At 64.0% G+C, this 10,082-nt stretch carries 11 protein-coding genes; 3 read left to right on the top strand and 8 right to left on the bottom strand.

The features are described from left to right. Positions 1 to 7: 7 nt before the first annotated feature. Entirely contained in the window at positions 8 to 274 is a 267-nt protein-coding gene (locus TMPK1_RS02190) for a phosphopantetheine-binding protein (protein ID WP_420241159.1), read from the bottom strand. Between the two features lie 90 nt (positions 275 to 364). Beyond that, positions 365 to 1,099, bottom strand: a complete 735-nt coding sequence (locus tag TMPK1_RS02185; protein WP_420241158.1) for a class I SAM-dependent methyltransferase — start codon at positions 1,097 to 1,099, stop codon at positions 365 to 367. A gap of 72 nt (positions 1,100 to 1,171) precedes the next feature. On the opposite strand from TMPK1_RS02185, the gene TMPK1_RS02180 reads away from it, so the two are divergent. Genes TMPK1_RS02180 through TMPK1_RS02170 form a run of 3 tightly spaced genes read left to right on the top strand, consistent with a single transcriptional unit; the run spans position 1,172 to position 4,205 of the window. Further along, positions 1,172 to 2,497, top strand: a complete 1,326-nt coding sequence (locus tag TMPK1_RS02180) for an NAD(P)/FAD-dependent oxidoreductase (RefSeq protein ID WP_420241157.1) — start codon at positions 1,172 to 1,174, stop codon at positions 2,495 to 2,497. Positions 2,498 to 2,499: 2 nt separating this feature from the next. Then, complete coding sequence (locus TMPK1_RS02175; RefSeq protein WP_420241156.1) at positions 2,500 to 3,435, top strand: chorismate transformation FkbO/Hyg5 family protein; 936 nt, start codon at positions 2,500 to 2,502, stop codon at positions 3,433 to 3,435. Further along, the gene (locus TMPK1_RS02170; protein ID WP_420241154.1) at positions 3,432 to 4,205 is read left to right on the top strand and encodes a glycosyltransferase family 2 protein; all 774 of its coding nucleotides are present in this window, start codon (positions 3,432 to 3,434) and stop codon (positions 4,203 to 4,205) included. Before TMPK1_RS02175 ends, TMPK1_RS02170 begins: the two co-directional genes overlap by 4 nt. Here the strand turns inward: TMPK1_RS02170 and TMPK1_RS02165 are convergent. From TMPK1_RS02165 to TMPK1_RS02140, 6 genes are read right to left on the bottom strand one after another with little or no spacing between them, the layout of a single operon-like run. After that, positions 4,202 to 5,125, bottom strand: coding sequence for an ABC transporter ATP-binding protein (locus TMPK1_RS02165; RefSeq protein ID WP_420241153.1), 924 nt, complete (start codon positions 5,123 to 5,125; stop codon positions 4,202 to 4,204). The two genes, TMPK1_RS02170 and TMPK1_RS02165, sit on opposite strands and share 4 nt — an antisense overlap. Then, entirely contained in the window at positions 5,122 to 5,910 is a 789-nt protein-coding gene (locus TMPK1_RS02160; RefSeq protein ID WP_420241152.1) for an ABC transporter permease, read from the bottom strand. The genes TMPK1_RS02165 and TMPK1_RS02160 overlap by 4 nt, the downstream gene beginning before the upstream one ends. Beyond that, positions 5,907 to 6,731, bottom strand: a complete 825-nt coding sequence (locus TMPK1_RS02155; RefSeq protein WP_420241151.1) for a DUF817 domain-containing protein — start codon at positions 6,729 to 6,731, stop codon at positions 5,907 to 5,909. Before TMPK1_RS02155 ends, TMPK1_RS02160 begins: the two co-directional genes overlap by 4 nt. Then, positions 6,728 to 7,528 carry an ABC transporter permease gene (locus TMPK1_RS02150; RefSeq protein WP_420241150.1) on the bottom strand — a complete coding sequence of 267 codons (801 nt, stop codon included), beginning with the start codon at positions 7,526 to 7,528 and terminating at the stop codon, positions 6,728 to 6,730. The genes TMPK1_RS02155 and TMPK1_RS02150 overlap by 4 nt, the downstream gene beginning before the upstream one ends. A gap of 47 nt (positions 7,529 to 7,575) precedes the next feature. Next, a complete protein-coding gene (locus TMPK1_RS02145; protein ID WP_420241149.1) occupies positions 7,576 to 8,643 on the bottom strand; it encodes an ABC transporter substrate-binding protein in 1,068 nt (355 codons plus the stop codon). Between the two features lie 46 nt (positions 8,644 to 8,689). Next, on the bottom strand, positions 8,690 to 9,985 hold the full coding sequence (locus TMPK1_RS02140) for a malonyl-CoA decarboxylase (protein ID WP_420241148.1): 1,296 nt from the start codon (positions 9,983 to 9,985) through the stop codon (positions 8,690 to 8,692). Positions 9,986 to 10,082 lie beyond the last annotated feature (97 nt).

The following is a 10,082-nucleotide window of genomic DNA, read 5'->3' as shown; positions in this document are numbered from 1 at the left end:
GTGGTCATTAGGCTGCTTTCAGCATTTGCACATGCAGCGCCAGGCTGCGCAGCGACTGAAAAATCTTGGTGTTGTTCTCGTCGTCGGCGCGCAGCTCGACGCCATAGGCCTTCGACACGGCCAGCGCGATTTCGAGCATGTCGATCGAATCGAGCCCCAGCCCTTCGCCGTAGAGCCGCGCTTCCGGATCGATCGAAGCGGCATCGACTTCGAGGTTGAGCGTCTCCACGATCAGCCGTGCGAGGTGCAGTTCTGCGTCGGTCTTGGCTGTCATCAGTTCGCTCGAAACCCAGTTCTTGTTCGTCTTTTGCAAAGTTCTAATCGAACCGGCCAGGCCTAGGCCAGATCAAATCCGGCCCGACTCTTAACGCGGTTTGCGCGCCAGATAGTTCCGGAACATGCCCAGCTCGGTGCGGCATTCGACGTCTTCGAATCCGGCTTCATGCAGCGCTTCGAGGATGACGGTCGGCGCGACGCACTGATCGATCGTGTCCCAATAATAGTGCATCAGCGCCGCACCATCCCGTCCCGTCGCCACCCGCGCCAGCGCGGGAATCACGTGGCCAAGATAGAGTTTGGCGAAGCCATAGGCGAATGCACCCGACGGGCGCCCGATTTCGAGCAACACGACGCGACCACCCGGCGCCAGCACGCGCTTGAATTCGGCGAAGGTGGTGGCGAGGTCGGCCACGTGGCGCAGCGCATAGCCCATCGTCAGCGCGTCGAACGAACCGTCGGGCAATGGCAGCGCTTCGGCACGTCCCTGCACCACGTCGAGCGGCAGGCGCGCACGCGCCACCGCCAGCATGCCGGCGCTGAGATCGAGGCCGACGATCTTGCCGTCGCCCTTTTGCAGCTTGGCGATTGCGCGGGCCACCAGCCCGGTGCCGGTCGCCACGTCCAACACGCGCTGGCCTGGTCCAAACCCCGCCTTCGCGAGAACCCGGCGGCGATAGGCGTCGCCCGATCCGAACGAGAACCAGTTGTTGATCCGGTCGTAGTCGCCGGCGGTGCGGTCGAACAGCGCGCGCACGAAGGCGACCCGTTCGCCACGGTCGGCATAATAGGCGCTGAGCAGCGGATGCGGTTCGATCGTCACGGGTCCTCCGGCCGGCCAATTGGCCGACGGGTGCTGTAATCCGAATCAAGGATATGCGAAATCAGCACTCCAATGCTCGATCGAATCAAATCAGCGCCCGAAGCCAGCCTCTGCGACATTCTGGTGATCGGCGGCGGGCCCGCCGGTTCGACTGCCGCGACCGTTCTGGCCGACCGTGGCTACAAGGTCGTGCTGCTGGAAAAAGACCAGCATCCGCGATTCCACATCGGCGAATCGCTGCTGCCCTTCAACCTGCCTTTATTCGAGAAGCTGGGCGTCAAAGAGAAAGTCGCGTCGATCGGCGTGATCAAATACGGCGCCGAATTCGTGTCGCCCTTCCAGGACAGCACGACGACGTTCCAGTTCGCGGGCGCGCTCGACGATCGCCAGCCCTTCGCCTACCAGGTGCGGCGCTCGGAATTCGACGAGATGCTGCTGCGCAATTCACAGGCGCATGGCGTCGAGGTGTACGAACGCACACGCGCTTTGTCGGCCGACCTCGACCGCGACGATGGCGTGCGCGTCACCGCGCGCGACGAAACCGGCACCGAAACCGTCTGGCATGCCAAGTTCTTGGTCGACGCATCGGGACGCGACACGTTGCTGTCGAACCAGCTCGGCATCAAGCGACGCAGCAAGAAGCACAATGCCGCTGCGATCTTCGGCCACTTCACCGGCGCGCACCGCAACGAAGGCCGTGCGCACGGAAATATCAGCATCTTCTTTTTCCCGCATGGCTGGTTCTGGTTCATTCCGCTGCATGACGGCACGACCAGCGTCGGCGCCGTGTGCAAGCCGCAATATTTCAAAACCCGCACCGGCGATTTGAAGCAGTTCTATTTCGACACGATCGCGCTGTGCCCGAAGCTGGCGCATCGACTGCGCGACGCGAAGCTGGAAGGCGGCGTCACCGGCACCGGCAACTACTCGTACAAGTCGGACAGCATGCTGGGCCGCCGGCACATTCTGATCGGCGACGCCTTTGCCTTCATCGATCCGATGTTTTCGACCGGCGTCTATGTCGCGATGAGCAGCGCCTTCATGGGCGCCGACGTGGTCGATGCGGCGTTGAAAGAGCCCGCGAAATACGCAGCCGCGCAGCACAAATTCGACCGCAAGATCCGCTCGGCCTTGTCGCTGTTCTCTTGGTACATCCACCGCATGAACATGCCGACGATGCGGCGCATGTTCATGGGGCCGCGCAACTTCTTCAAGATCGAGCAGGCGATGCTGTCGCTGCTGGCCGGTGACGTCTATGTCAACCCGACCATCCGCATCCGACTCGCTGTGTTCAAATTGATCTATTACTTCATGAGCGCGCGCAGCCTGCCGGAAACCTGGGAGGCGGTGCGCACGCGCCTTGCCGGTATTCGCACCAACGTGACCGAGACGAACTGAGCATGTTCGACGTCCGGTATCTCAGCGCGGCAAGCCTGCCGAGCGCAACCAACTTGCTGTTCGTCGCCGGTCTCGGCAGCGCACCCAAACCGGCCGGACTCGCCTGTCCGTTCGTTCCGGTCGGACTCGATTTCCTCCAAGGCAGCGGCGCCTACGAAGCCTGGATCACCAACGACACGGTGCGCTATGGCAGCGCGCACGGTTTCGCGACCGCCTCCACCGACGAACTGTTGTTCGCGGGCGTGCAGATCGACGAAGGCGGCGATCTCGAAGCCGCCTCGCGCCGCGCCTATGACGCGCTGTTCGCGTTGCTCGACGACAGCGGCTATCCGCATCTGCTGCGCGTCTGGAATCATTTCGCCGGCATCACGCAGCATGTCGGCGGGATGGAGCGCTATCGCCGCTTCACCATCGGCCGCCATGCCGCCTTCGAAGCGCGCAACCGCGCCGTCGAAGCGGCACCCGCGGCCTGCGCGGTCGGCACCGAGGACGGTCCGCTGGTGATCTATCTCCTGGCGTCGCGCAATGCCGGCACGCCGGTCGAAAACCCGCGCCAGGTCAGCGCTTATCGCTATCCCGAACGCTATGGTCCGAAGAGCCCGACCTTCTCGCGCGCCATGCTCGGCACGACCGACAAGGTGCTGTTCATTTCGGGCACGGCCAGCATCGTCGGCCATGAAAGCCAGCATCCGAACGACCTGATCGCGCAAGCCAACGAGACGCTCGCCAATATCGATCAGCTGTTGCTGCAGGCCGGCCGCAGCGAAAGCCGCGGTCCGTTGCGCTTGAAGACGTACCTGCGCGATCCGCACTATCTGGGGCTGGTGCGTCCGGTGATCGACGCCAAGCTGCGCGACGGCGACAAGGTGATCTATGTCGCGGGCGAGATCTGCCGCGAAGAGTTGATGCTCGAAATCGAAGGCGTCTGCCTGTCATGAGCGATGCGTCCCCGACGCATCTCGTTCTGATCCCCAGCTATAATTCCGGTCGGCTGCTCGAAACCACGGTCGACGACGCGCGCAAGGCCTGGTCGCCGGTCTGGGTCGTGATCGACGGCAGCACCGACGGCAGCGACGAAGCGATCGTCGAACGCGCCAAGACCGATCCGCATCTGCGCGTCATTCGCTTGGCCCAAAATCGCGGCAAAGGCGGCGCGGTGTTGCACGGCCTGACTTTGGCGCTCGAACTTGGCTACACGCATGTGCTGACGATGGATGCGGACGGGCAACATCCCGCCGATCACATCGCGCCCTTCATGCAGGCGTCGCAGGCGCATCCAACCTCGTTGATTTTCGGCCAGCCCATCTTCGCCGCCGACGCGCCCAAACTGCGCGTCTATTGGCGGCGCCTGTCCAACGGATTGGCGCAGCTTGAGACGATGGGCGCGACCAATGCGGATTCGCTGTTCGGATTCCGCCTTTATCCGGCGCGCGATCTCTACGCGGTGATGTGCCAGGGCCGCTTCATGCGCCGCTTCGATTTCGATCCCGAAGTTGCGGTGCGCTTGCTGTGGCGCGGCCTGCCCTGCCGGACGATTCCAACGCCGGTGCGCTATCTGACGCGCCGCGAAGGCGGCATCTCGCACTTCAACTATCTGCGCGACAATCTGCTGTTGGGCTTCATGCATCTGCGCCTGCTTGCAGGCTTCGTCGTGCGCCTACCGTCGATGCTGGCGCGGCGACGGGTGATGGCCGCGGGCGCGGATTAAAGCCGCAGCAGGTCGGCGTCGGTCCACACCGTCGTCACCGCATCACCAACCGCGAAGGTGCAGTCCGTCGACGCCGTCGCGCGCAGCGTGCCGTCGATCACGTAGCTCCACCGGTCGCCGAGAAACACTGCTTCGGTCACGCGCGATGAACCACCGGCACTGAGACGCACGCGCTCCGGCCGGATCGCGCGGCGATCGTCGAGGAAATTCATTTCGCCGAAGAAGCCCGCGACGAAGCGCGTTGCGGGGCGCGCATAGAGATCGGCGGGCGTGCCGACCTGTTCCAGCTTGCCCGCCTGCATCACCGCGATCCGGTCGGCCATCGACATGGCCTCGTCCTGGTCGTGCGTGACCAGCAGGAACGCGATGCCGACGTCACGCTGCAGCCGTTTCAGCTCGCTTTGCATTTCGGCGCGCAGCTTGCGGTCGAGCGCCGACAAAGGTTCGTCGAGCAGAAGCAGCTTGGGCCGTTTGACCAGCGCCCGCGCCAGCGCGACGCGTTGTTGCTGGCCGCCCGACAATTGGCTCGGCATCGCGTCGCCGCGCTGGTCGAGCTTGACCAGTGCCAGGGCTTCGGCGACGCGCGGTGCGATTTCGGCTTTGGGCGTGTTCGTCACTTCCAGCCCGTAGGCGACGTTGCGCGCGACCGACAGGTGCGGAAAGACCGCGTACGACTGGAAGACGAGATTGACCGGGCGTTGTTCGGGCGGCGTGCCCGCAACGTCCTGCCCGTCGAGCAGAACGCGTCCCGCATCCGGCGTCTCGAAGCCTGCGATCATGCGCATCGCGGTGGTCTTGCCGCAGCCCGATGGACCCAGCAACGCGAAGAACTCGCCCGGCCGAATGTCGAGCGTCAGGTCGTCAACCGCGGTCGTGGTGCCGAAGCGTTTGGTGACGCGATCGAGCGCGAGCAAAGTCATGTGCTGGGCTTCTGGAATTTATAGGCGAGTGCCGCAAGCGCGAGCGTGACCGCGATCAGCACCGTCGAGGCGGCGTTGATTTCGGGCGTCACGCTGAACCGGACCATCGAATAGACCAGCACCGGGAAGGTCGTGGTGCCCGGCCCGGTGGTGAAAAACGTAATGACGAAATCATCGAGCGACAGGGTGAAGGCCAGCAGCGCACCCGCAACCATGGCCGGCCGCAGCAACGGCAACAGCACACGCGTCAAGGTCGCCCACTCGCCCGCACCAAGATCGCGGCTCGCCTCAATCAAGCGCGGATCGAAGCCGGCCAATCGCGCACGCACCACGATCGCGACGAAGGGAAAGGCGAACGCCACGTGCGCCAGCGCAATTGGCAGCAGCGACGCTGGATAGGGCAAGGCCGTCATCAGGCCGGTGCGCGCGAACACGATCAGCAACGCGACGCCGAGACAGATTTCGGGCACCACGACCGGCACGCCGAGCAGGCCGAACAGAACCGACTTGCCGCGGAACGAAAACCGCCACAGCGCGATGGCCGTCGCCGTGCCGAGCAATGTGGAGATCACCGTCGCGATCGCCGCGATGGTCAGCGAATTGCCGAAGGCTTCAATCAGCCGCGCATCGTTGGCGGCGCGCACGTACCAGTCGAACGAAAACCCCTGCCACACCGACACGCGCCGGCCGGCGTTGAAGCTGAACGCAATCAGCACCGCGATCGGCGCGTAGAGCACCAGCAGCGCGGCGCCGAGCACGAGTTTGAGCGGCAGCGACAATCTCATGGTGCGCGCTCACGCGGGAAAAGCTGCTTCACCGCTGCGACGATGACGAAGCTCAAAATCACCAGCAGCGCCCACGAGCTGATCTTCGCGGGTCCGACGATCGCCCAGCCGCTGCGCTGGTGCGGATAGACCCAGGCGCCAAAGAAGGTGCCGATATTCTCGGCCACCCACACGAAGAAGCCGATCAGCAGAAAGGAAAGCGCCACCGGCATGCGACGCACGCGTTCGGCGGGGCGGAATTCGACCCAGCTTTTGCGGAAGACGAGCAGCACCAGCGCGATCAACGGCCAGCGCAGATCGACGATCCAATGGTTGCTGAAGAAGTTGGCGTAGATCGCCAGCGCCAGCGCGAAGGCAAGCCACAACGGCGGAAAACTGGTCAGCCGCACATCCAGCAGACGCCACGCCTGAATCATGTAGCTGGCGATCGCCGCATACATGAAGCCGGCATAGAGCGGCACGCTGCCGATGCGAAAGAAAGCGGGCTCGGGATAGGCCCAGGATCCAACCATCGGTGACGTCTTGAACAGTTCCAGCAACGTCCCGAGCAGGTGGAACAGCGACAACATCGCGACTTCGCGCCATGTCTCAAGCCGCAACGCAATCATCGCAAGCTGGATCGCAATCGCGCCCAGAAACAGCAGATCGTAGCGCGCCAGGCCCGGCACCCGCAGCCAACTGCTCAAGGTCAGCAGCGCCAGGAACGAGCCCGCGAAGACGCAGGCTTCGAGTTCCTTGAACCCGAACAGCAGGAATTCGCGCAGGCGCGGCGCGCGCGTCGCGAGCGGCTGGAGCGCCGTCTGTGCGATCTGCGCGATCATCGCCGCTTCGCCCGCGCCAAACTCGCCAGCGCGACGACGCCCGCCGTTGCATAGACCAGCAAGAACGACAGCGCGCTGCCGAACGGCCAATCATTGGCGCTTTTGAATTGGCGTTCGATCACGTTGCCGATCATCTGCGTCCCCGCGCCGCCCAGCAGATCGCTCTGCAGGAACGATCCAAGGGTCGGCACAAAGACCAGCACTGCGGCAGCAGCAAGGCCGGGCGCGGTCAGCGGCAGCATCACGCGACGGAAGGTCGTCCAGGCGCTGGCGCCGAGATCGCGGCTGGCTTCGAGCAGCCGGCGATCGAGCCGTTCGAGTTGCGCGTAGAGCGGCAGCACTGCGAACGGCAGACTCACATAGACTAGCGACAGCACGACTGCGACCGGCGTGTAGAGCAAGCCGGTCGGCGACAACACGATGATCAGCGCGTAGGTGCGCACCAGCAGGTTGGTCCAGAACGGCAGCACCACCAGCAGCAACAGCAGGTCGCGGCGTTTGGGCGGCGCCAAGGCGATCGCCAACGCCACCGGATAGGCGATCGCCAAAGTCGCGATTGTGGTCGCCAGCGAAATCCACACTGACTGCGCAACGACGCCGAGATAGAGCGGCTCCAGCGCGCGGGCGTAGCTGGCCAAGGTGCCGGTGAACGCAACCTGGGTCAGGCCGCGCTGTTCGCTGAAGGACAGCGCCAGCATCAACGCCATTGGCACCACGATCGCAAACGCCAACATTGCCAGGCCCGGGCCCAGCAACGATGCGAACGCGCCGCGATGTTTGCGCCAGTTCTCGTTCATGTCCCCTCTCCCTGAGGGAGACATGAGGTACGACGCAGCACGATCGCCTACGCCGCGCGCAGGCGCGTCAGCGTTTCGTCGTAGAGACGCTGGGTCGCTTCGCCCGGATAGGTCTGCGTCTCGCTCTTCGCCAGCGCGTCAGCCGGCGGATAGATCGCGGAGTCGTTCAGATAGTCGGCCGACATCAGCTTCTTCGCCGCCGCGTTCGGCAACGGATAGCGGATCGTGGCTGCGATCGCGGCGTGCACGTCGGGACGCAGAATGAAATTGATGAAGTCGTGCGCAGCCGCAACGTTCGGCGCGCCTTTCGGAATCGCCAGACAATCCTGCCACAACAGGCCGCCTTCTTTGGGCAGCGCAAAGCCGAGATCCGGGTCTTCTTTCATCACCTGCAGAATGTCGCCCGAATGCTCCATGCACAGATCGACTTCGCCGCGCAGCAAACGGTCCTGCCCGTCATCGCCCGCGATCGTGAGGAACGTCGGCTTGGCTTTGATCAGCAATTTTTCCGCTGCAGCGATCTGTTCCGGATCGCGCACATTGATCGAGTAGCCGAGATATTTGGCAGCGATGCCGACCAGCTGCGCCGGTTCGCCCAACACCGAGATCCGTCCCTTCATCGAAGGATTGTCGAAGATCGATGCCCAGCTTGTCGGCGGCGTCGGCACTTTCGACTTGCGATAGCCGATGCCGACCGTGCCCCAGAAATAGGGCATCGTGTATTTGCGACCCTTGTCGAAGGCTGCATCCTGAAACGCAGGTTCGAGATTGGCGAAATTCGGAATCTTGGTGCGGTCGAGCGCCACCAGCATGTCGGCGCGGATCATCCGTTCGACCGTGTCGTTCGACGGCACGATCACGTCGTAGCCGGGATTGCCTTCGCGCAACTTGGCGAACAGCTCGGCATTGTCGGCGAACAGATCGTAGCGGACCTCGGTCCCGGTCGCTTTGGTGAAATCCTCAAGCGTCGTCGGCCCGATATAGGTGTCCCAGTTATAGACACGGATCTGGGATTTCTTATCGCCGCAACCGACCAGGGCGGGCAGCGAAACGGCGGCGGTAAGTCCACCGGTGAAAGCACGTCGTGTGATCTTGGGGCTAAGAAGGGATCGCATCAGCTTCCTCTAGCGGCGACGCCCCCGCCCCGGAAGCAAAATGTGGCTAACCGAACAGACGGCGCCGGCTGGGCTCGGCCAGCAGTGCCTCGACCTCGGCCCCGTGCGGCACGTCGCGGCGTGCGACGAAGGCCTCGTGGTTGGCTTCGATCGAGCTTGGGTCGTAGAGATAATTGACCATCACGCCGAACGACTCGCGCAGCCCCTTCTCCGACAGATCGGCGCGCGCATGGATCCGCTCCAGCCGCGCACCGTTCGACAGGTGGAACTTCGCCACCGGATCTTGTGCCTGCCCCACCAGCCAGCGCGCCGCCGCCCGGCGCAGCTTCTCGTCGTACGACTCGTCGACGCGCGCGCCGTCGGCGAAGAGCGGCGCCAGCGCCGGATCAGCTTCCGCCTTCAATGCACGCGCCAGACCCGGCACCGGCGACAGAGTCGCGAAGCGAGTCAGGTTCGGCAATTCCGCGCGCAGGTCAGCGACCACCTGCTTGATCAGGAAATTCCCGAACGAGATGCCGCGCAAACCTGGCTGGCAGTTGCTGATCGAATAGAAGATCGCGGTGTTGGCCTTGGCTGGATCGACGTCACCCACACGCGGTGCAAGCAACGGCGCAATCGCTTCGGCGATGCCGTCGGTCAATGCGACTTCGACAAAGATCAGCGGTTCGTCGGGCAAGGCCGGATGAAAAAACGCAAAGCAACGCCGGTCGCTTTCGAGCCGGCGACGCAGATCGTCCCAACCGCGGATTGCATGCACCGCTTCGTAGCGGATCAGTTTTTCCAGGATCATCGCCGGCGTCGACCAGTCGATCCGTTCGATCTGCAGGAAGCCGCGATTGAACCAGCTTCCCAGCAAATGGCGCAGATCGGCTTCGAGCGGCGCAAGTTCGGGCGCGTCGCGCAACCGCTCCAGCACCCGTTCGCGCAAACGCACGATGGTGGCGGTGCCGCCTTCGGCCATGTTCATCCGGCGCAGCAATTCCTGGCGCGGCGGCTCGGAGACTTCATTGAGGCGCATGGCGGTCGCGGGCGTCGCGTCGGCGAGATAGGCGCGCGCAGCAGCGGCCAGGCTTTCGGGATCGGGGCTGAAGCCGACCGCGAGCCGCGTCAAAAACCGGTTCGATTGGTCGGCGTCCATCGCGCGCCAGGCGTCGCACAGCGCGGTGGCAAGCAAGGTGCCGGATGCTTCGCCGGTTTCCGACAAAAGCCGCCGGGCCAGCCCTTCGGCTTGCGTGACGGGATCGTCGCCCGCGGGCGTGCTGCCGAGCAAACGGCGGCTGCGCTCGGCGACTTGATCGACGAGACCACCCAACCAACGACGTGCGAGCGAAGCTTGAACCATGTCGCTCTCCTAACGGCGGCCGACGAACAACGTATCCCAATCGACACAAATCCCGGCGCAGACGAAGCGACGCACGCCTGCCATGATGCGCCATTCC

It is taken from the genome of Roseiterribacter gracilis, from assembly GCA_018332375.1.
GTDB lineage: Bacteria > Pseudomonadota > Alphaproteobacteria > BOG-932 > Roseiterribacteraceae > Roseiterribacter > Roseiterribacter gracilis.
The sequence above is the reverse complement of the archived record's forward strand: the minus strand, read 5'-3'. Positions and strand labels throughout refer to the sequence as shown.

Bases quoted from the DNA above. Each gene is read 5' to 3' on its own strand.
- TMPK1_RS02190 (WP_420241159.1), bottom strand. From the start codon at position 274: ATGACAGCCAAGACCGACGCAGAACTGCACCTCGCACGGCTGATCGTG.
- TMPK1_RS02180 (WP_420241157.1), top strand. From the start codon at position 1,172: ATGCTCGATCGAATCAAATCAGCGCCCGAAGCCAGCCTCTGCGACATT.
- TMPK1_RS02175 (WP_420241156.1), top strand. From the start codon at position 2,500: ATGTTCGACGTCCGGTATCTCAGCGCGGCAAGCCTGCCGAGCGCAACC.
- TMPK1_RS02170 (WP_420241154.1), top strand. From the start codon at position 3,432: ATGAGCGATGCGTCCCCGACGCATCTCGTTCTGATCCCCAGCTATAAT.
- TMPK1_RS02165 (WP_420241153.1), bottom strand. From the start codon at position 5,125: ATGACTTTGCTCGCGCTCGATCGCGTCACCAAACGCTTCGGCACCACG.
- TMPK1_RS02160 (WP_420241152.1), bottom strand. From the start codon at position 5,910: ATGAGATTGTCGCTGCCGCTCAAACTCGTGCTCGGCGCCGCGCTGCTG.
- TMPK1_RS02155 (WP_420241151.1), bottom strand. From the start codon at position 6,731: ATGATCGCGCAGATCGCACAGACGGCGCTCCAGCCGCTCGCGACGCGC.
- TMPK1_RS02150 (WP_420241150.1), bottom strand. From the start codon at position 7,528: ATGAACGAGAACTGGCGCAAACATCGCGGCGCGTTCGCATCGTTGCTG.
- TMPK1_RS02145 (WP_420241149.1), bottom strand. From the start codon at position 8,643: ATGCGATCCCTTCTTAGCCCCAAGATCACACGACGTGCTTTCACCGGT.
- TMPK1_RS02140 (WP_420241148.1), bottom strand. From the start codon at position 9,985: ATGGTTCAAGCTTCGCTCGCACGTCGTTGGTTGGGTGGTCTCGTCGAT.